We start from the raw sequence: 21,344 nt of genomic DNA on the forward strand, positions 1-21,344 counted from the left end.
CTGAAAGTCAGACACACTTTTTGCTACTTAACCCTTAGTGGTTGCGTTTATGGTTGGCGGCGGTGGGGCGATGCGAGTTACTGACTACGTTTATGACAAAAATGGCCTGAAAAATGGCTTGAAAGTGTCATAAACTCACACAGTTTCACATTTGCAGCCCGTAAATTTTAACGCCGATGGGACGAATGGGCCAGCTCAGCGATACGAAGCACCGACTGTTCCAGCGACAGCTCGGGAGTCGACGAGGCTCCCTTGGTGTCCGCATCCAGTTGTGCCGCGACAACCACAGCGCGAGCAACCGCCGGGGTTGACCAGGCAGATGCCAACCGCTGAGTTTTTTCCAACTTCCACGGCGGCATGCCATAGCGGTGGGCATCTCTACGCGCATTGACACCACGTGCCCCGTGGAGCCGCGCTACATCACCGACCATTCCCGTGATTGCAGCCGACAGCAGTGCCGGTGCCATGCCCAGCTGCAAGGCGCGGCGCATCTTGGCCAACGCTTCCCCACCGCGACCGCGCAGTGCGAGCTCGGCAATCTCAAAGCCCGAGACCTCCGCCGAAGCACCGTAGTAGGTGCGCACTGCTTCCGAGGTGACCTTGCCCGCTGTATCCGCACACAGCTGGGAAATGGCGGTCGCCAGTTCGCGGAGGTCTGAACCGACCGCATCCAGGACGGTATCGATGACGTCGCGACGCACCTTAACCCCGTGTGAGGCGAATTCTTCGCCAACAAAACCGGGCAAGTCGTTTCGCTTAAGCGGTTGAGCTTCGAAAAAGCGGACCCCCAACTTACGCAGGTCAGCGACCATCTTTTTCTGACGCCCCTCACCGCTGTGAAGGAGAATCAACGTGATGCCCGGCGCGGGATCCTTAACCGAATCCATCAACAGCTTGGCAGGCTCTTTGCCGGCGTCTTGGCAGTCGGTAACAACCACGATCCGGTCATCTCCAAACAACGAGGGGCTGAAAAGCTCCACGGCATCGACAGTGGTCATGTCCCCTGCGCGGATGTTGGTCACAGGCACCGAGCGTCCACCCGGATCGGACTCCGTTGCTGCCTGCGCGCGGACGGCAGCGACAATGGCGAGGCGGGCGCGGTCTTTCAGCAGTTCCTCTTTGCCCACAATCAAATTCACGGGTGCGACGGCGCTCAATCCCGACCTCTTTTCCGCGTTGATTCCTGCGACTGTTGTTTCTAGCCTACGGGACAGCCCGGATTTCACCTTCCTCGCCAGACTTCACCATTGGAATACAGGGCTTGTGGCCCATCTCGCTGTGGGCACACCACAGGAATGTGGTCGGGTGTCATTACGGTTTCTCGCACACGCGGACCACACTCGCGGGCGATAAACCACTGGGGTGAGCGGCCTGATTGGGACGGTTGGCCGCTCACGGATTCAGCGATGTACGACGGGGACTCCACCGCCACGGTTTCTGTCGTGGGGTTATTGGTGGTGTCATCGAGCACCTGGACGTCCCCGCCTCTTCCTCGGTGAGTCCGAGTGCAATTCGGCACTGCCGGCTGAGCGAGGTCGGTGCAGGGTAACCAACCGATGCCACATGGTTGACGGGTTCTCCGACAGCCTCCGCGTGAATGAGAACAACCTGGTTCTTCTCAGCGCAGGCGGCAGCACTCCACCCCTGTGGGGCACGCGCAATGTCCAGCCCGAACACCCAAATAACGGCATAACTACCTGCTGCCAAGACAGCGACACAGGCCCCAGCGCGGAGCGCAAAACGGGGCCACGCCCAGAGCGTCGTCAAGCATGCGAACGTGAGCGTGCAGGAGATGACCAACGTGACCGCCCCAGTGGCGGACGCGACGATTCCCGCAGCGAGGCGTGCGACCTGATGAATCCACCATGCGCACGGCGCGGCGCACCAGAGCAGCGCACTGACCAGCCAATTGAGATGCAGTGCGGCGGCAACGGCAGCGAGCGAACCAGCGATAGTAACCGGTGCGACGGCGGGCGCGGCGAGGAGATTGGCGAGCAGTGAGACGTGACTAATTTCGCCGATGAGAAGCGCCAATACGGGCATGGTGACCACGTGTGCGGCAATCGATACGGCGACGGCGCGGACTACTGGGGCGGGCCAGGTACCCATAACGGTGGTGGCGGACAGGCGTCTGGCAAGGGGCTCGGCAAGAAGGACTAACCCAGCGGTGGCTGCGACCGACAGGGCGAAGCCCACTGATACCGATAGGTCTGGTGCCAGGAGAATCAACCCAATAATGCCAGCCGATAGCGCCGCGATGGCTTGGCCAGCTCGTCCTACGAGAATCGCCAACAGCCCAATGCAACCGGTGACCACTGCGCGTAGCACTGACGGTTCTGTGCCCACAATTGCCACGAAGCCGTACAGGGCAAGTGCGGCGACTGCGACCCGCACCCGCGGCCCAGCCCACGAGAACACGGTTACAACAGCCCCGATAACAAGCGCAACGTTCGCTCCAGAGACTGCTGATAGATGTGAAAGCCCAGAGGCAGTCATCATGTCGCCGTCGTTGAGGCTAAAGCCGCGCTCATCGCCGATGGCCATGGCGGGAATCAGGCGGTCGGGACCAACGGGAAGATTCTGCGCCGAGTCAAAGAGCTGCTGGCGCACCTGAGCTGCCAGCCCCTGCGGTGGCGCGATGACCTCAATATCGCCGCGCAGATTCAGCTGGATACCACTAATGCAGGGTTTGCTGGCCACACGTATACCGGCTGTGGATTCAACTACGGCGTCTCTCGTGACCGCCAACAGTTGCTCGTCTCCGAAAACCGACACCTGCCCCGGAAGGCCCTCGATGCGGGCCTTCGCGCTGGCCCCGAACTCGGTAGCTTTCGGCTCGGTGACGAGGCGCAATTGCACTTTCGACATCCCGCCAATGTCGTCATAGAGCTCGTGGGCTCGGGCTTGCGCTATGCGGATTCGCGTGGCCACCGCAACACTGGCCACCGCCACAGCTGGCACCACGATAGTGACGATTGCTCGCCAGCCGGAGGTCACCGCACCTCTTCCCCATCGCCACGACCAACGCTGCCACGCCCACGGCAACACCACCGCAGTCACGATTGCGGTTGGTGCCACAACTATCGCCCATTCTGGGCGCATGATCACTGCCACCGCAGTCGCCCACGCCAACACCGCTGCTGGCACTAGCCGCACGTCGAGCCCAGCACGAGCGCGCAGGTCAGACGGTGGCGGCATCGCGCAGAGCCTCTACCTTAGCCGGGCCGATTCCCGGAACCTCCTCAAGTGCGTCGATACTCGCAAAAGGCCCGTTCTTTTCACGAAAGTCGATGATTTTGGTCGCCGTTGCGGGTCCAATTCCGGGCAATTCCTCCAGCTGCGTAGCAGTGGCGGTGTTGATGTTGATCTTTCCGTCAGAGCCACCCGGGCCAGCCCCGCCTGCAGCACCGGCGCCAGAACCGCCAGAAACATCGGAACCGCCCTCCGCCGTCCCTGCTGGCAGCGCCTCTGTCCCAACCACAATCTGTTGACCATCTACCAACGGTGCCGCCAGGTTCACGCTGGCAGGATTAGCCTCCGGCAAAAGCCCACCCGCACGCTCAATTGCCTCCACCACCCGCGCACCCACTGGCACCTCCACCACGCCTGGATTCACAACCAATCCCACCACCGACACAATCAACGGCCCCATCTGTGCCTGAGCGTTAGTCTCCTTTCCCGCACCGGCTGGCGTCTCCGCTGGGGTTTCGGTCGTCTCCGGTGTCGTCCCCGCGACAGCCGCGTCCTGCACCGCAGGCATCTCCACCTGCGGCGTCGACGGCCACACCACCGCAGCGATTACTCCCAAGGCCAACACCGCAATCACAATGCACGCAGCCATCGCCACCCGCGGCGTCACCACCGCCCGGCGCGTGGAAAAGTCCACCGCCATGCGCTTGTCTTGATCAATCGGTTCCAGATAGTCCGCCAGCCGATTCCGCAAATTCGTCACGATGCGCACACTAGCGCCCCGCCCCACATGCCACCTCGACGAAAGCACTCATCGAGGCGCCATCTGTGGATAAAAATTGGCCTGTGGGGGTTATCCACAGGCCACATCATCTTCGCAGTTCAGCAACTACTTCTTCTTCTCGTCGCCGTCATCATCACGCTTGTTGCTTGACGACGACTCCCGCGATTTCTCCCCTTCGGTGCCAAATACAGCTCCCTCGGGATCGGACTTATCGCGCAGCGCCAAATCAGAGATAGCCTTCGCCAGACGCTCAGCTTTATCCAGAGCTGCTTGGCGATTCTCACTCCACGTTGGCAATTTAGAAACCGCCGTGGTGAAAAGCGGAATTCCCTGTTCATTAGTCACGACTGTGCGATGGATTCGTTTATTGCGGTTGCGACTGGCAGCCGGATTCTCAACTACTTTCACCGCAGCCTGGTCGGTGATTGGCTCACCTGGGTCCGTGGTGCCAGCGTTTTCAGCCGAACCATCCGTGTCAGCAGAGTCACCGGAATCGACTAAGTTCCCGGAATCGTGTTCCACCGTGTCCGCAGCCTCAGCATCAACAGCAGGCGCGTCACTCTCCTCCACGCTGTGGAGCAGCGCTGTCACGCCCATCTCTGTTTCAAAATCCATGGCATCCGAATCAATCGAGCCACCGGAGACCATGCCAACTGCATAGGCTCCCTGTCCGACATGAGCGGTAAGAGACTCCGGCAAATCGAGGATTCTAAACCGGGTATCGTCGGGTAGCTCTTCGGCAAGCATGGCCTGGAGCTCGTGAACGTCGTCAAGCGCGTCGGAATGATGCAGCAATACCGCAGGCGGACGGTTCGCCGATGACGCGGACCGCACCATCTTCGTGGCGAAATCCACCATGCGCTGCTTGACCTTCGCTTCTGTCCGGCACTTGGCGACGAGCGCCAGTGAGCCATCTTTGATGCCGACGATGGGCTTGATAGCGAGAGCCGTGGAAAGCATCGCTTGGCCCGCGGAGATGCGACCACCACGGCGCAGCGAATCAAGCTTTGGTACGAACAACCAGAGTCGATAGCGCTGCAGCACATCACGAGCAACATCGGCAACCTCATCACGACTGGCCCCGGCCCTCGCAGCCTTGGCCGCCGCGATGGCAGCGGCACCGACTCCGGCTCCGACTGTGTCGGTATCGATGACGGTCACACGGTCAAGCGCACCAGCAGCTGTGACAGCGTTAGACCAGGTCGCGGACATTCCCTTGCCAAGATGCAGGGCGACAACGCCAGCGTCAGAACCATCCTTGTTGGAGCGTTCCAGCGCACGCGCATATGCGGCGCACAACTTCAGTGGACTGACTGCCGACGTGGTGACGGCGTCTTCATTGATGTCATGGCCGATGGGAACCACGGTGATGTCGAGCTTGCGGGCAACCTCGGGCATCAGGCACGCGGTGTCATCAACAACAATGCGAACGCGACCGTCACCGGGCATGGCGGCCTCCTGAAGAATCAGAAACCTGCGACTCCCGCTCACGGACCTTCGCGTTAAAAGCATTCAGGTACCAGGAGGTCTCACCATTGACGCGCGTGCGCTGCTCCATTTCGACCCACGCAGTGTTGCCCAGGCCGTTGAACGTGCTGAAGTAGTCGCGCGGCATCTGCAGCAGGGCTGCGGTAGCGGCAGCAATGGCACCACCGTGGGATACGAGCACAAAGGTATCCAACTCCCAATCGGGGTTGGCCGCTAGCTCAGCAATGACCGCCAGCATTCGGTTGGAAACCTCAAAGCGGGTCTCGCCGCCCTTGGGAGCCCAGTTGAGATTATGGCGCCAGTGGTCACGCATACCGGGAAACGCGGAGTCAATCTCGTCGTAGGTGCGCTCTTGCCATTCACCGAGGTTGGTCTCACGCAGGCGCTTATCAAAACTCAACTCTGCACCGGTGGCCTCAGCTAGCGCGCGGGCGGTGTCGGCTGCCCGGGTCAGGTCAGAGGACACGATTTTTGTGATTCGCGGTTCAGCCTCCGCCAGGTACTGCGCCGCAGTACGGGCTTGCTCGCGACCAACGTCGGAAAGCTGCGTGTCCAGCTGTCCCTGAATGCGGCCGGTAGCGTTATACGAGGTCTGCCCGTGCCGCAGCATAATCAGGCGACGTCGAGCGGCAACATGTGCCTCGCGTGAGCCCGCCACAATTAAAACTCGTCCGTGTCCGGGTTTTCGGCAGCCAGCGGAATCTCGTCGATAGAACGAGCATTGCGGGCGGAATCTTCGCCGTCCTCGTTGCTCGGCTGCTCGATGCCCTCGACCTCGATGCGCGGGCAATCGCGCCACAGTCGATCCAGGCCGTAGAAGTCGCGTTCTTCACTGCGGAAGACATGCACGACAATGTCGCCGTAATCCAGCAGCGCCCAACGTCCCTCACGGACACCTTCGCGGCGAACCGGCTTTGCGCCGAGGTCACGCAGATCGTCCTCAATTTCGTCGACGATTGCGGCAACCAGACGCTCATTGTCAGCACTGACCAGGACGAATGCGTCCGTAATCACCACCGGGCCAGAGACATCGAGAACAACGACGTCCTCACCCTTTTTGCTATCGGCGGCCTTCGCCGCGGCGGTCGCCAGCTCAATGGCGCGTGGTTGTGCAGTCACGAAAGACTTCAGCTCCTTGTGATTAAAAGTCGTGAAAAACAGCGTTTGTACTTGTAACTTACCGTCTCAGCGGGATTTTGCTAACTTTCAGTCCGCGGTATCGGACTTCGCATCCACCGATGCCGCATCCTCGGAGGTCGAGTTCACCGATGCGGGGCCCACAGAACCAACCGTGCCCTCAGCAGACTGGTACAGACCCCGCTTAGCGATGTACTGCACCACGCCATCCGGCACCAAGTACCAAACAGGGCGTCCTGCCTCCGCACGCTTTCGACAATCGGTAGAAGAAATAGCCATGGCGGGAATCTCGATGAGGTGCAACCGTGAAGCGTCGATTCCTTCCAGGTCCTCTGCCCGCAGGTGAACCCCTGGACGAGTGACACCGACGAACGTTGCTGCGTCGAACATCTCCTCCCAGTCCCGCCACGTCATAATCTTCTGCAGCGCATCGGCACCGGTAATGAAGAACAGATCCGCGTTGGGATAGATGACCTTCAAATCCCGCAGCGTATCGACGGTATAGGTCGCACCCGGCCGATCAATATCAACCCGCGAGACCGAAAACTGCGGGTTCGACGCAGTGGCAATGACCGTCATCAGGTAGCGGTCTTCGCTGTGAGAGACCTTCCGGCCGCGTTTTTGCCACGGTTCACCCGTGGGCACGAAAAGCACAAAGTCGAGGTCAAAACGGTCTGCCACTTCGCTCGCGGCAACCAGGTGACCATTGTGAATGGGGTCAAAAGTGCCACCCATTACGCCAATGCGCTGCCGGGGCGCTTCCGCCGACTTCGCTGTCAACGCGGCGTGTACTCGCGACCGCACACTTTTCTTGCGCTTAATCATGACTGGCACTTTACCCGGGCACTACGGACGAGTCTGTCCACGACCAGCCAGAACCCACTTGCTGCTGGTCAACTCCGGCAGCCCCATGGGCCCACGGGCGTGCAGCTTCTGGGTGGAAATACCAATCTCTGCGCCGAAACCGTACTGCTCACCATCGGTGAACGCAGTGGAGGTATTGACGCTGACAGCGGCAGCATCAACACGGTCGACGAACTCCTGGCACACGCCCCAGTCACGTGCAGAGATAGCTTCCGTGTGACCCGAGGAGTACTCAGTGATGTGATCCGTCGCGGCCACCACACCGTCGACAATGCGTGCGGCAATGTCTAGCGAAAGGTACTCATCCGACCAGTCTTCTTCCGTCGCAGGAATGACCTCACCGGTCCACCCAGAGGCCGCCAGATTATCGACATCGCCGTGGACCGCAATGCCCGCGTCGGCAAGCGCGTCCAAAATGCGGACCTGATCCTGCGCGGACAGCGCCGAGTCAATGAGAACCGTTTCAGTGGCGTTACAGACGCTCGGACGGCGGGTCTTGCCGTTAATCATCAGCGCAATCGCCTCGTCGATATCGGCGGAAGCATCGATGTAGATATGGCAGTTACCGGTACCGGTCTCAATGGTCGGCACCGTTGCCTTCGTCACGACGGCCTCAATCAGACCGGCACCGCCGCGCGGAATCACTACGTCAACCAGGCCGCGGGCAGTGATGAGATCCTGCACGGAATCGTGGGTCTCACACGGCAGCAGCTGAACAAGGTCCTCCGGTGCATCGTGGTTGGCCAGCACCTCACGCAAAACCGCGACCAGCTGCGTGTTGGAGTGGACGGCGGACTTGGAGCCACGCAGCAAGGCCACGTTGCCCGACTTCAGCGCCAGACCAAAGGCATCGACAGTAACGTTCGGGCGAGCCTCATAGACCATGCCCATCACGCCCAGCGGAACGCTGACCTGGGAAAGCTTAATGCCGTTAGGAAGAGTGCTTCCCCGCAGCACCTCGCCTACCGGATCCGGCAGGGCCGCAACCTGGCGCAGCCCACCGGCAATACCCTCAACACGATTGGCGTCAAGACGCAGGCGATCCAGCAGGGAGTCACTAAAACCACGGGCCTTACCGGCCTCGATGTCCTTGGCGTTGGCTACCAGAATCTCTTCAGTACGGGCGACCAGCGCATCTGCTGCGGCCAGCAGGAGCTCGTTCTTGCGTGCCGACGTAAAGCGAGCCAGCTCTCCCGCGACAGCCTTGGCACGCTGTGCCTTATCTAAAACCTCGGCGCGCTCAGCAGCACGCTCCGGGCTAAGAGCCGAATCCTCGGCAATGCCCTGTTGAATGGTGTTAGCAGTTTCGTTCGTTTGAGCAGTCATGTCTACCAGCATAACTAGAGTGAGACATCATTTGAAGGAATTAGCTCAGCAACCCAAGGAAAGATGTAATTCATCAACAGCAGGAACACGATGACGGCAATCACGATGGTGATGATCGCTTTCACCCACCACGGACCCGGCAGGGATCGCCAAAAAGCTGCGTACATCTAGTTGACCTCCTTGGTCTCAACACCGGCGAGAACCGCGTGAATAATGAGCCGATGAGTGTTGTCCCACTGCGGATGGCAGGTAGTCAGCGTAAGTAGAGTCGCGTCACCGACCGGATTGAGGACATCGGCGCGGTCTGGAGTGACAATGTGCTGGCCGGGAATCTCGGGGACGTTAGTTCCTTCTGGCACGCAGTCGAAGCTTTCCCCTGCGCCAGCCATACCGTCGACCGGCAATACCTTGTAGCGGTAAATAGCATCACGCGTCTCTACGGTGATGTCATCGCACGTCTGCAGGCGGTCAATGTTGTCAAAGGGAGCTCCGTGGCCGTCACGATGGGCGGCATAAGAGCTGTTGCCCACCTGCCCCGGAAGGGCTGTGCTCGGATAATGGCCGGGGCCACCGCGCAAAACTTCCTGAGAGACACCTTCGAATACGACCAAATCGCTAAAACCGGCCTTAGGAGCGGAAATCATCGCCACCGCAGAGCCAGGCACCCAGGAGCCCTCAACAGCTGGCTCCGTGCCTTCTGGCGCCTGAGCTGCGGCCGATGCCGGTGCGGACCATGCCTGCTGCAGCTCATCACGAGCCTGCTGCTGAGCTTTCCCAGTTTCAAGACCAGACCAGTACAGCAGATAAAAGGCGAAGAGCGCCACCAGCACTCCAGCTGTCAAGAGCAACTCGCCGATGACGCCAATAATTTTCGATAACACACTTAGGATTATGCCCGAAAGTTCCTCATCCAGGCAGTCCGCGCTCAGGCGCTCCTCCCCCCAGCCAGTCCGCACTCAGCTAGTCCCCACTCAGCCGGTCTTTGCCGAGGCACCTCTGTCCGGGCGCGCCCAGGTGCGCGTCTTTAAGCGCTGCAGCTCTCAGCGCAACGCTCTCCTAAGCGCGGGAGGCGAAATCCGACAGGTAGTCGGCATGGACGACAGGCTTCTGCATGTCATTCGGCAATTCCTCGGTGTGGTAGCCGATCATGCCCAGCAATTCTTCAGAGTCATAGTTGACCTCGCCGCGTCCGATGACCTCACCGCTCGGGCCAATCAGGTCGACGATGTCACCAGCGGAGAACTCACCGTCAACCGAGGTGATACCGACCGGGAGCAGCGACTTGCGCATGCGGGTCACAGCGTCGACCGCGCCGGCATCCAGGCGAAGCAGGCCCGAGCTATCCGCTGCGTAGAGCATCCAGAACTTCCAGGCGCTCAAGCGGTTGTCCTTCGCGGCGAAAGCGGTTCCCACATCTGCCTGGTCCAGTGCTCGCTCAATGTTGGACGCCGAAGTCAGCAGCACCGGCACCCCAGCACGCGAAGCCAGGCGTGCGGCAGACACCTTCGAGGCCATTCCACCGGTGCCCAATGCCCCACCGTCACCGGCGATAACACCACGCAAGTCGTTACCGCTGCGCACCTCTGGCACAAAGGTTGCACCTGGATCGGCCGGGTTGCGGTCGTAGAGGCCGTCGACGTCGGAAAGCAGAATCAGTGCATCGCAGTACGCCAGGTGACTGACCAGGGCGGCCAGGCGGTCGTTGTCGCCGAAGCGGAACTCCGAGGTCGCGACCGTGTCATTTTCGTTGACAATTGGCACTGCACCCAGCTGGCGCAGGCGGTCGATAGTGCGCTGAGCGTTGCGGGCACGCGAACGCACACCTGCATCGTCCGAGGTCAAAAGCACCTGCGCAGAAGTGCGGCCATAGCGCAGGAAGGAGCGTCCCCACTCCTGTGCCAGGCGCACCTGCCCCACCGCTGCAGCCGCCTGCTTGGTCGCCAAATCAGTGGGACGCGAAGTCAGCCCCAGCGGCCCCATTCCGGATGCCACCGCGCCGGAGGACACGACAATGACATCGCTAAAGCCCATCCGCTTTTCCAGGGCATCGGCAATGAAGTCGATGCGTTCGGGATCGGTACGACCGTCAGATCCGGTCAACGAGGAAGAACCAATCTTCACCACGACACGCTTCGCGGTCCGAATTGCCTCACGAGTCTCGGAATCGAAACCGCCTTTGGTTCCCGGAGATAAATTCTCAGTCGCCTTTTCAATCTCAGCGACGGTGGACTCAGGATTGTTGTGAAGCAGCTCGTCGACCTCCTCACGGGAAATCGGCGCGTCCGATTCAGACTTCGGGGTAGCTACCGGGGCATCTAATGCATCTGCTCCAGTGACGTCAACATCGTTGGCAACGGTGTCGGAAGGGATAACTGACTCACTCATTTCACTAATGGAAAACATGACGGTCTAATGTAATTCTGACTATATAATTGTTTAAACAATTAATGGCAAAATGCAAGTTTGAAGTCTTCGCTTGCCGACGACGCTGGCGCCCGCGACTATGAGTACCGGTCGCGAATAGCCTCTTCGCCATCTCCGAAATCGTACTCGTCAATCAGACCACGGCGGGCCTGCGATGCACGCTTACGCTGCTCAGCGCTAGTGCGCTCGTTGACGTAGAGACGATCGTCGGTACCACGGCCACTCGGCACGAAGTCATCGGTGCCCGCGACCTGCTGCGGGTACCACTCGAAGGTGAGATAGGAAATCGTCACCGGGCAGCCAACCGTTGCCCCAGCCTTTGCCAGGGCATCTTCTACACCAAGCTTGGCCAGGCGGTCAGCCAAGTAGCCGACTGCCTCGTCGTTTTCGAAGTCCGTCTGGTTAATCCAGCGTTCCGGCTTACGGCCACGCACAATGAACCCATCTGGGGTATTCGGATCGCGCTCGATGGTGAAGTCCGCGCCTTCGCGCTTCTTGCCACGCACACCTTCCGGACGGATGACCGCACGGGGCTCCTGCTCTGTTGGCAACGGATGCGCCTTGCGGTAGGCGGCAATCTGATCCTTCAGGCCGTAGGTCAGCTCCTTGAGTCCCTCGTGCGTCACCGTAGAGATCTCATAAATCGGCCAGCGGAACTTCTCCAACTCCTCGCGCTGCATGTCAATCATCTCGCGAGCATCGGGCAGGTCAATCTTGTTCAGCACGATGACGCGCGGACGCTCTGCGAGGTCCCCAAGCCCCACGTCGGCCTTCAGCACCGACTGGTAGTTGGCGAGTTCCGCCTCCAACGCCTTGATGTCAGAGACCGGATCGCGGTCGCCCTCCAGCGCAGCAGCGTCCACCACATGCACCAGCACAGCACAGCGCTCAATGTGACGCAGGAAATCCAACCCAAGACCACGGCCTTCAGACGCCCCCGGGATAAGGCCCGGCACATCTGCGATGGTGAAGGACTCGTAGCCAACGTTGACCACACCCAGGTTCGGCTGCAGCGTGGTAAATGGGTAGTCACCAATCTTCGGCTTAGCAGCGCTCAAGGTGCTGACCAGCGAGGACTTTCCGGCTGACGGGAAGCCCACCAGTCCAACGTCTGCCATGGATTTGAGCTCCAAGACAAGATCCTTGGCCTCGCCAGGCTCACCGAGGAGAGCGAAGCCCGGCGCACGGCGGTTCTTGTTCGCCAGCGCTGCGTTGCCCAGGCCACCGTAACCGCCTTCAGCGGCGATGAAGCGGTCCCCCTTACCGGTCATGTCCGCCAGCACTTCCCCATCCTCGGTCATCACAACCGTGCCCTCCGGCACTCCGAGAACCAGGTCCTCGCCGCGAGCACCATTGCGGTGATCACCCGCGCCGGGCTTACCGTTGGCAGCCTTGATGTGGGGATGGAAGTGGAAGTCCATCAGAGTGTGAATCTGCGGGTCGACGACCAGCACAATGTCGCCACCGTGGCCACCGTTGCCGCCATCGGGCCCGCCGAGTGGCTTGAACTTTTCACGCAGCACCGAGTTACAGCCGTGACCACCGTCGCCGGCCTGCAAATGCAGTACGACACGATCTACAAAACGAGACATAAAATCACACACACTTCCGAGCGGAGAGCCATCTTCTAGTGCCTGGAGTAATGCCCTAATTTAAGCGAGCCGACGGGCAGAAGTCTAGGCGGTAACAAAACGCTGCCTCGCAACCTAAAAGCGCGAAACAGTAATAAACAACAAAAGAGCCGATTACCTTTCGCAGTGGGAAAGGAATCGGCTCTTCTGCAAGGCAGTTAAACCTGCCTCAAATTCAACGTTGCAGTAATCCTATGTGGACAACCGAGGGTTGTTCTTAGGAGTTATTCTCAACGATGCTGACAATGCGGCGGTTACGGCGGGTACCGAACTCGACTGCGCCTGCCTTCAGAGCGAAGAGAGTGTCGTCGCCGCCACGGCCAACGTTCTCACCCGGGTGGAACGAGGTACCGCGCTGACGAACGAGAATCTCGCCTGCCTTAACCTGCTGGCCGCCGAAGCGCTTCACGCCGAGGCGCTTAGCTTCGGAGTCGCGGCCGTTGCTGGTGCTGGATGCACCCTTCTTAGTAGCCATGATTTTCTCCTAGGGAAAAGCTAATTGGAATTTCGGCGGTTTACTTGGAGACGCCGGTAATCTTCAGAACAGTGAGCGGCTGACGGTGGCCGTAGCGGCGCTTGTAGCCAGTCTTGTTCTTGTAGTGCATGCCGCGGATCTTCGGGCCCTTAGCGGCCTCGACGATCTCTGCGTTAACGGTAACGTTGGCAAGCTTGTCGGCATCCGCAATGACATCTGCGCCATCGACGAGCAGAACCGGGGTGAGAGCCACGGACGAACCCGGCTCACCCTCGATCTTCTCGACCTTGACGAGGTCACCTTCGGCAACCTTGTACTGCTTGCCGCCGGTCTTGACGATCGCGTACATAGGAGGGCTACCCCTTTATCTGAGAAACTCGACTCAAGGAATCTTTGTAATTCCTTGACTGGACAATGGAATTGCGATTAGTTGCGTGTGCAGAACACTTCAGGGACATACCCGAAAGCCAAATCCGAGTAGATTTCCCCGCTCTGGCCGTTTCCTTACCACCAGCGCCTCAAGCACCAGTGGGCATGACCAGATACGCCTACTAATCAGCGACTGGTCAAGAGTAGCGAAAAATCCCCCTAAATTACAAACTGCCCGAGTAAGACCCTGTCCCCCATTGGTTTTCACGGTCTTCCCGGGCAGTTTCCGAAGCCACTTTCCACCCCCTGCTTTAGGGAACGGAAAACAGCCTTCTATCTGGTCTTACTCCAGGTTTCCAATACCTAGTTCTGGCCACTTCGGCGCACCGCACGACGCACGCGACGACGACGATTGGCCGGTTTCGTCTCCGGCGCCGCAGCACCGCGATTAGCCTGCTTCTGCTCTGGCTTAGTAGCGCGGTTTGAAGCGCCCTGTCGCTGCTTCGGCTCAGTCGCTCCGGCATCGCTTTGCGACGAGACCCTGCGCACCGCCCGACGGCGATTACGGCGAGCTCCCGTGCCCTGGACCGCTACGACCTCAACCCGTGACTTGCCCGAGCGGCGTCCACCGCCACTGCGGTTGGCGCTGCGGTTGGTGCTGCGGTTGCTGTCATCGCGGTTGTCTTTCGCACGATCTCCGCCCTTGCTGCCTTCAGCGTCCGCCTTTGGCTTAGTGGACTCGAAGTCCTCGCGGCGCGGTGCGCGATCCGAGCGAGAGTTACCGCGCGTCGGACGACGACGGCGTGGAGAACGCTCGAACGCCTCCTTCGCCTCCTCATAGGTCTGGGACTCCTCGGCCACAGCCTTACCGGTCTTGTTAGCGTTGCCGCCCTTGCCATTCCTGGCTGGCTCCCTCACATCTGTGGTGGAAGCTGCCTGAGACCCAGCCTGAGGCGCAGTGGTTTCATCCACAGCAGTACGACGCACAGCGCGACGACGGCGATGTCGAGCGCTAGCGCTGCTGGAGCGTTCAGCGTCGCCACGGCCTCCACCGTTATCGGTGCGCTCGGCACGCTCAGCACGGGTCGGGCGCTCCGAACGCTTGCGACGATCACCATATTCTTCGTCGCGGTCATCAGCGTCGCGTGCAGCCGAATCAACGGCAACATGCTCCGCTACACGGCGACGCGTAGCCCGACGGCGGCGGCGCTGCCCCTCCTGCGGCATGTAACGGTCATCCGACGGCTCCTCTGGGTCCTTCTCACGGGCTTCCGCAACAGCTGCGGCAGCCAGAGCAGCCAGGTCATTGGAGTTCTCCGATTGCTCAGTACGCTCGCGGCGCTCCTGACGGCCACGGCCGTTCTGTCGCTGCTCATCGTTTCGGCCCTGGCTCTTACGAACCCGGCGACGACGCGGCGGCTTCGGCTCATCGTTCTCAGAAGAGACGATGACAGCTTCGACAGCAGCTGCGACACGCTTGTCGGCTGCGTCCTTATCGCGCTGGTTGGTCTCCGTGTCGTCGTCACGCGTTGCCTTGGAAGAGCCTGCCTGGTCGCTCTGATCGCGGTGCATGGCCAGCGCGGCCGGGTGGTTGGCCGGATTGTGCTCCGAGCGCGACTTGTTGCGGCGCTTGGACTTGTCCTGCTCGTCGTTGCGACGGCCATTCTTGTGGCCACGGCCCTGATTGTCCTGCTCAACCGGATCGATGTGGATAATCAGACCGCGGCCATTGCAGCAGCTACACGGCGTGGAGAAGGTCTCCAGCAGGCCTGTGCCCAGACGCTTGCGAGTCATCTGGACGAGGCCGAGCGAGGTGACCTCGGAGACCTCGTGACGCGAGCGGTCGCGGCCCAGGGCCTCCTTCAGACGGCGCAGCACCAAGTCCTGGTTTTCCGGCAGCACCATGTCGATAAAATCGACGACAATCATGCCGCCCAGATCGCGCAGACGCATCTGGCGGACGATTTCCTCAGCGGCCTCCAGGTTGTTGCGAGTGACCGTCTCTTCCAGGTTTCCGCCAGCGCCGGTGAACTTACCGGTGTTGACGTCGATGACCGTCATGGCCTCGGTGCGGTCGATGACCAGCGTGCCGCCCGAAGGCAGCCAGACCTTGCGGTCGAGTGCCTTGGCCAGCTGCTCATCGATGCGGAAGTGCTCGAAGACATCAGCGCCGCCGTGCTCCTTGGCGAAGTAGCGCTGCAGTCGCGGCTCCAGCTCTGGTGCCAGGTCGCCGATGTAGTCCGTCACTGTGTTCCACGGGCGATCGCCCTCCACCACGAGACGCGAGAAGTCCTCGTTGAAGACGTCGCGGACGACCTTGACCAGCATGTCTGGCTCTTCGTACAGCGCAATCGGCTTTGCTCCACGCTTCGCCTTCGCTGCCTCGGAGGCTTCCCAGATCTCCTGCCACTGCGACTCCAAGCGCTTGATGTCGGCCTCGATGGCCTCCTTGGACACACCCTCGGCTGCGGTACGGATAATCGTGCCCGAGCCCTCCGGCGTAACCTCGCTCAGAATCGACTTCAGGCGCTTGCGCTCCGGCTCCGGCAGCTTGCGGGAAATACCCGCGCTCCGGCCGCCCGGCACGTACACCAGGAATCGACCAGCCATCGAAATGTGGGTGGTCAGACGCGCACCCTTGTGACCAATCGGGTCCTTGGACACCTGGACCAAAATCTGGTCGCCGGCCTTCAGCGCATGTTCAATCTTGCGCGAACGCGACTTCGTGCCCAGCAGCTTCCAGTTCAGGTCACCTACGTAAATGACACCGTTGCGGTCGGTTCCGATATCGATGAACGCCGCTTCCATGCTGGGCAGGACGTTCTGCACGCGACCGAGGTAGATATTGCCGATCTGCGTGGTCTGCGTGTCAGAGGTAACGAAGTGCTCGACCAGCAGGTCATCTTCCAGCACACCCACCTCAGTGACAATGCCCGCGTGGTCATGGCGCTTGCGCTCACGCACCACCATCGTGCGCTCCACCGACTCACGACGAGCCAGGAATTCCGCCTCCGAGATTACATGGCGCTTGCGCGATTCCTCACGACGCTCGATACGGCGACGTCGCTGCGCCTCCAGGCGAGTCGATCCCTTAATCGCCTGCGGTTCCTCGACCTCTTCGCGGGTTTCCTCTTCCTCGCGCTCTGTGTTTTCGGTGGTCTTCTCCGCCTGTTGCGCGTCATCATTACGACGCCCACGTCCACGACGGCGACGACGCGGGCGCGGCTGACGCTCCGTTTCGCTTGACGACGAGCCGTCCTGCCCCTCCCCCGCGTTGTCATCGGTGCCCTGGTTGGAGGCCCCGTTGTCAGCTGAAGCTGCATCCTCGGTGGCCGAATTCTTGGCCGTAGCCGGGACAGCCTGCGGCGCCAGGAAGATAGGCGCAAACGCGGTCTGCTCTTCCGCAACCGGCGGCTCCGGGACTACCGGCGGCTCGATGTCTTGCAGGGCTTCGCTCTGAGTTGCCTGCGTATCCTGCGGCTCTTGCGTTTTCTGCGGCTCTTGCGCTTCCTGAGCTTCCTCTGCCACTGGAGCGCTGGTCGTGCGGACCGCACGGCGAACTCGGCGGCCACGACGTGTGGTCACTGCAGCGCTCTTTGCAGCAGGTGCTTCGGCGGAAGCTTCCTCAGCGGAGGTTTTCTCAGCGGTCTCGGCTACGGTGTCGGCAGCCTTCTTATCGGAAGCATTCTTGTCTGCAGCCTTCTTCGACGACGACTGAACGACAGCCTCAACAGCTTCCTCGACGACCGAGTTCGAGTCCTTCTGCTCGTCCTTCGCAGCGGTTTCTTCCGGAGCGCCAGCGGTCTTCTTCACAGCCCGCTTACGCGTTGCTCGCTTCTTAGTCGTGCTCTGCTTCTCTGCGCTCTGCTTCTCTGCGCTCTGCTTTGCCGAGGATTTTCTAGCCGAGGCCTTCTTGGTGTCCTTCTTCTCGGTCACTTCCTCGGCAGGCGCTGCGTCCGACTCCGCTTCGCTCTTGGCTGCCTTCGGCGCAGCCTTCTTTGTGGCCTTCTTCGCAGCCGACTTCTTGCCGCTCTTCTTCGCAGCTGGCTTCTTCTCGGACTTAGCTGCAGTTTGCTCGTCCGACTTCTCATCTGCCGCGTTCGGCTTACCTGCCGACTGTTTTTCCTTCGCGGCTGGCTTTTCGCCGGTTGGCTTGGTCGCAGCGGATCCGTCGTCAAGCGAGGCATCCTCTGGATGATCACCGATGAATTTCAGCACTGCGTCGAGCTGATTTTGATTAATGGTGGACGCAGCGGACTTTACGACGATCCCCGCGTGCCCCAGTGCTTCGATGGTTTCCTTCGAGGTCAACCCCAAGCTCTTGGCCAGGTGGTGGACTCGGGTTTTCAGAGCCGCTGACTCACGATCAAATTCGCGTGCCTTAGCGACAACATCCTGGCTGAAATTTGCCACTGTATTTGTTTCTCCTTGACACCCCACCACGCAAAACCCGACAACAGGAAGCACACTCTTTGTCATTCCATGTGCGCCTACATCCGTTGTGGCCTTGGAAACCAGGCGGAGCAACGATGTTGCGACAGCCACTTCATTTGCGCCAAATGCGCAGATAGAGGGCCGAAAACGATGAACAATTATGAAAGTCTTATTGGCAGGCCTACCGGCTGACTCGGGGATTCAGCGATCACATGCGGCATATTTCATCCGCCGGAGCGAACTCCCGGGCACTACTGCTGCTGTCCATTGTCGCACATATCGAGCAGGTGGCGCGCACCGACATTGGTGGCGGCGGGCCAATCCGAGTTACTGACTGCGTTTATGACAGAAATGGCCTGAAAAATTGCCGGAAAGTGTCATAAACTCCTACAGTTTCACATTTGCAGCCCGTGCCCGCATTCACACGTGCAGCCCGCTGAAGGGCCGCCCCACGGTCGTCGACAAGCAAAAAGCGCCGAACCGGCAAACAATTGCTTGCTCAGTTCGGCGCCAGTTCAACGCTCACGGGTCAATGCTGAACCGTCAACGTTTAGAGGTTCGGGAACCAAATACCAATCTCGCGCTCAGCGGACTCCGGGGAATCGGAACCGTGAACAACGTTGTTAGCAACCTCAAGTGCGAAGTCACCGCGGATGGAGCCCGGAGTTGCGGCCTCAACCGGGTTGGTGCCGCCAGCGAGCTGACGCCACGCAGCGATTGCGTTCGGGCCCTCGATAACACCAGCGACCAGCGGTGCAGAGGTGATGAAATCAACCAGCTCACCAAAGAACGGCTTATCGACGTGCTCTGCGTAGTGCTCCTTCGCAGTTGCCTCGTCAGCAACACGGAGGTCAAGCGCGACCAGCTTCAGGCCCTTGCGCTCGATGCGGGAGATAACTTCGCCGACCAGACCGCGGGAAACGCCGTCCGGCTTGATCAGAATAAGAGTACGTTCAGTCATGGTGAGCATCATACTATGACAAACCCCGCTGCACCGGAGTGGTGGTGCAGCGGGGTGAAAGTCGCGACTACGAGCGCGGGAGACTTACGAGTGCTGGGTGGTCAACAGACCGCGCTCCATACGCTGGAGGAGGTTCTTCCGCAGATGCAGAATGTAGGCCCACACCAGGGCGAAGAAAATACCCACCACGCCCATAGACACGTGCGTGAAGATAGCCAGCACACCAAAGACCTGCAGCACAATGTTCGCCTTCAGTGCCCAAGGCTGCTTCTGCAGGAAGGCCATCGCAATCAGAGCCAAGCCCAGGATGGTGATGTACGTAACCGAGAAGGTCTGGTTAATCTGGCCGTCGGGAATGCGCGTGACCACAGTCAGACCAAGCAGCACCGAAATAGCCTGCATAATCAGCGTGCCGGACATAACACCGCGCAGACCCTTCAGCGGGTCCTTAGCCGGATCGTGTCCCGCACCGAGCGGGCCATACTTGCCGCCCTCACTCAGGTCACGCCCCTCGCGGTAGGCGCGCAGGGCCTCGCGGTCGGCAGCGGTGTAATCCTCCGCGCCATTGCCCTGTGGCTGGCTCGCCTGAGATTCGCTCATTGCGGGTCCTTTCCAAATAGTGTCCGGGCTTCGCCCGCAGTGACAACAGATCCAGTGACGATCACACCGGAACCAGAGACAATACCGTCTCCGGTGTCGGTTTCCTCAGCCAGCGCTACAGCTAGCTCAACGGCGGACGGCAGAGTCGGTACGCGATGCACGCGCTCCTCGCCGAAAATCTCCTCCGCGAGGTCAGCCAGGTCGTCGTAGTGCAGCGCACGCGGCGATGTGTTCTGGGTAATAACCACTTCTTCGAAGTAAGGCTCCAGCTCCACCAGCAGCCCACGAGCATCCTTCTCCCCCAGCACCGACAGCACACCAATCACACGGCGGAAGTCGAACTCAGCGGAGAGGGCCGTGCGTAGCGCACGGGCACCGTGCGGATTGTGGGCGGCATCGATAAACACCGTCGGGGTCGAGCGCACGCGCTCCAGACGGCCGGGCGATGCGACCGTCGCAAAGCCTTCGCGAACCGCATCAATGTTGAGCGGACGCCCCGGACCTGCGCCGAAGAACGCCTCCACCGCAGCCAGTGCTGTGGCTGCGTTACGCGCCTGATGCGGACCGTGCAGCGGCAGATGGATGTCGTCATACTCGCCGGCCAGGCCCTTGAGCGTCAGGTTCTGCCCGCCGACCGCCAGCTGATGACTGACGACGCCGTACTCAACTCCGGCGCGGGCGACGGAGGCGTCCATTTCCACGGCACGTCGCAAAACGACGTCCATTGCTTCCGGCTCTTGCTCGCCGACAATGGCGACATTGTCCGGTGGCGTGAGCAAGTCGTCCTTATTCCACCGCGACTTGATGATGCCGGCCTTCTCAGCAGCGATTTCAACCAGGGTATCGCCGAGGTACTCCGTGTGATCGAGACCGATTGGGCAGATGACTGCCACGTCGGCCTCCACCACGTTGGTCGCATCCCATGTGCCACCCATGCCGACTTCCACCACGGCGACATCAACAGGAGCGTCGGCGAAGGCAGCGTAGGCCATGGCCGTGAGAACCTCGAACTTGCTCATCTGTGGGCCGCCCTTTTCGGCGGACTTGGCGTCAACCATTTCCACGTAGGGCTGAATCTCGCGCCAGATGCGCACGTAATCGCGTGGATGAATGGGCTGGCCATCGATGGCGATGCGCTCGGTAACCAGCTGCAGATGCGGACTGGTAGTGCGGCCGGTGCGACGACCGAGAGCGCGCACCAGCGACTCAATCATGCGCACCGTGGAGGTTTTGCCGTTCGTCCCGGCAACGTGAATAACCGGGGTTGCGCGCTCCGGATGGCCGAGGATGTCCATCAGCATCTCGATGCGCTCGAGCGATGGGTCGATCTTGGTCTCCGGCCAACGCTGATCCAGCTCGGCTTCGACCTCTGCGAGCTCACGCAGCTCCTCGGCGGTGGCCTCCAGCGGGGCCGGCTCATTGACCGGGCGGTCCACATCGACCGGCAGGCTCAGGCCTTCCTCGGACACGGAGACCTCACCGAGGCGCATGTCATCGGGCATGCGGTCATCGGCCATCACACCGGCGATTTCGCGAGGCTCAAGGTCCTCGACGATCTGGGAGTCAGCCGGATCGAATTCGAACTCAGGCGCTGCGGTGGACTCTTCTCGCACCGCAGACTCTTCCTGCGCCACCGAATCGTCCTCGCCGCCAAGATTCAAA

General features: G+C 60.5%; 18 protein-coding genes. All 18 read right to left on the reverse strand.

Translation table 11 applies throughout. From position 1 onward, the window contains the following. Positions 1–167: 167 nt before the first annotated feature. The 18 genes from holA to HMPREF2547_RS03040 all read right to left on the reverse strand — a co-directional run bounded on the left by holA (position 168) and on the right by HMPREF2547_RS03040 (position 21,184). Positions 168–1,226, reverse strand: coding sequence for a DNA polymerase III subunit delta (holA, locus tag HMPREF2547_RS02960; RefSeq protein ID WP_083296851.1), 1,059 nt, complete (start codon positions 1,224–1,226; stop codon positions 168–170). A gap of 166 nt (positions 1,227–1,392) precedes the next feature. Next, a complete protein-coding gene (locus tag HMPREF2547_RS02965; RefSeq protein WP_070604672.1) occupies positions 1,393–3,198 on the reverse strand; it encodes a ComEC/Rec2 family competence protein in 1,806 nt (601 codons plus the stop codon). After that, positions 3,182–3,952: a ComEA family DNA-binding protein gene (locus HMPREF2547_RS02970; protein WP_241482456.1), complete on the reverse strand. Its 771-nt coding sequence runs from the start codon at positions 3,950–3,952 to the stop codon at positions 3,182–3,184. The genes HMPREF2547_RS02965 and HMPREF2547_RS02970 overlap by 17 nt, the downstream gene beginning before the upstream one ends. Positions 3,953–4,078: 126 nt before the next feature. After that, positions 4,079–5,422, reverse strand: a complete 1,344-nt coding sequence (locus HMPREF2547_RS02975; protein WP_070439396.1) for a DegV family protein — start codon at positions 5,420–5,422, stop codon at positions 4,079–4,081. Beyond that, on the reverse strand, positions 5,412–6,119 hold the full coding sequence (locus HMPREF2547_RS02980) for a histidine phosphatase family protein (RefSeq protein ID WP_049193921.1): 708 nt from the start codon (positions 6,117–6,119) through the stop codon (positions 5,412–5,414). The genes HMPREF2547_RS02975 and HMPREF2547_RS02980 overlap by 11 nt, the downstream gene beginning before the upstream one ends. 2 nt (positions 6,120–6,121) lie before the next feature. After that, entirely contained in the window at positions 6,122–6,580 is a 459-nt protein-coding gene (gene rsfS / locus HMPREF2547_RS02985; RefSeq protein ID WP_005511538.1) for a ribosome silencing factor, read from the reverse strand. Between the two features lie 87 nt (positions 6,581–6,667). After that, entirely contained in the window at positions 6,668–7,423 is a 756-nt protein-coding gene (nadD, locus tag HMPREF2547_RS02990; protein WP_049171017.1) for a nicotinate-nucleotide adenylyltransferase, read from the reverse strand. A gap of 21 nt (positions 7,424–7,444) precedes the next feature. After that, the gene (locus tag HMPREF2547_RS02995; RefSeq protein WP_239660012.1) at positions 7,445–8,788 is read right to left on the reverse strand and encodes a glutamate-5-semialdehyde dehydrogenase; all 1,344 of its coding nucleotides are present in this window, start codon (positions 8,786–8,788) and stop codon (positions 7,445–7,447) included. A gap of 14 nt (positions 8,789–8,802) precedes the next feature. After that, the gene (locus tag HMPREF2547_RS10830; protein WP_016422316.1) at positions 8,803–8,955 is read right to left on the reverse strand and encodes a hypothetical protein; all 153 of its coding nucleotides are present in this window, start codon (positions 8,953–8,955) and stop codon (positions 8,803–8,805) included. After that, entirely contained in the window at positions 8,956–9,669 is a 714-nt protein-coding gene (locus HMPREF2547_RS03000; RefSeq protein ID WP_049171011.1) for a class E sortase, read from the reverse strand. Positions 9,670–9,844: 175 nt separating this feature from the next. Further along, positions 9,845–11,191, reverse strand: coding sequence for a glutamate 5-kinase (gene proB, locus HMPREF2547_RS03005; RefSeq protein ID WP_049171008.1), 1,347 nt, complete (start codon positions 11,189–11,191; stop codon positions 9,845–9,847). 98 nt (positions 11,192–11,289) lie between these two features. Then, positions 11,290–12,804, reverse strand: coding sequence for a GTPase ObgE (gene obgE / locus HMPREF2547_RS03010; RefSeq protein ID WP_049171005.1), 1,515 nt, complete (start codon positions 12,802–12,804; stop codon positions 11,290–11,292). 256 nt (positions 12,805–13,060) lie between these two features. Next, the gene (rpmA, locus tag HMPREF2547_RS03015) at positions 13,061–13,318 is read right to left on the reverse strand and encodes a 50S ribosomal protein L27 (RefSeq protein ID WP_016422312.1); all 258 of its coding nucleotides are present in this window, start codon (positions 13,316–13,318) and stop codon (positions 13,061–13,063) included. Between the two features lie 40 nt (positions 13,319–13,358). Continuing rightward, the gene (gene rplU / locus HMPREF2547_RS03020) at positions 13,359–13,667 is read right to left on the reverse strand and encodes a 50S ribosomal protein L21 (RefSeq protein ID WP_005511541.1); all 309 of its coding nucleotides are present in this window, start codon (positions 13,665–13,667) and stop codon (positions 13,359–13,361) included. Between the two features lie 383 nt (positions 13,668–14,050). Next, a complete protein-coding gene (locus tag HMPREF2547_RS03025) occupies positions 14,051–18,100 on the reverse strand; it encodes a translation initiation factor IF-2 N-terminal domain-containing protein (RefSeq protein ID WP_070604675.1) in 4,050 nt (1,349 codons plus the stop codon). 571 nt (positions 18,101–18,671) lie between these two features. Next, on the reverse strand, positions 18,672–19,082 hold the full coding sequence (gene ndk, locus HMPREF2547_RS03030) for a nucleoside-diphosphate kinase (RefSeq protein ID WP_038629458.1): 411 nt from the start codon (positions 19,080–19,082) through the stop codon (positions 18,672–18,674). Between the two features lie 84 nt (positions 19,083–19,166). Then, positions 19,167–19,682 carry a DUF4233 domain-containing protein gene (locus tag HMPREF2547_RS03035; RefSeq protein ID WP_049190860.1) on the reverse strand — a complete coding sequence of 172 codons (516 nt, stop codon included), beginning with the start codon at positions 19,680–19,682 and terminating at the stop codon, positions 19,167–19,169. Then, the gene (locus HMPREF2547_RS03040; protein ID WP_224784299.1) at positions 19,679–21,184 is read right to left on the reverse strand and encodes a bifunctional tetrahydrofolate synthase/dihydrofolate synthase; all 1,506 of its coding nucleotides are present in this window, start codon (positions 21,182–21,184) and stop codon (positions 19,679–19,681) included. Before HMPREF2547_RS03040 ends, HMPREF2547_RS03035 begins: the two co-directional genes overlap by 4 nt. Positions 21,185–21,344: the final 160 nt, after the last annotated feature.

Origin of the sequence: Corynebacterium sp. HMSC055G02 (assembly GCF_001809065.1) — a bacterium.
GTDB lineage: Bacteria > Actinomycetota > Actinomycetes > Mycobacteriales > Mycobacteriaceae > Corynebacterium > Corynebacterium jeikeium_D.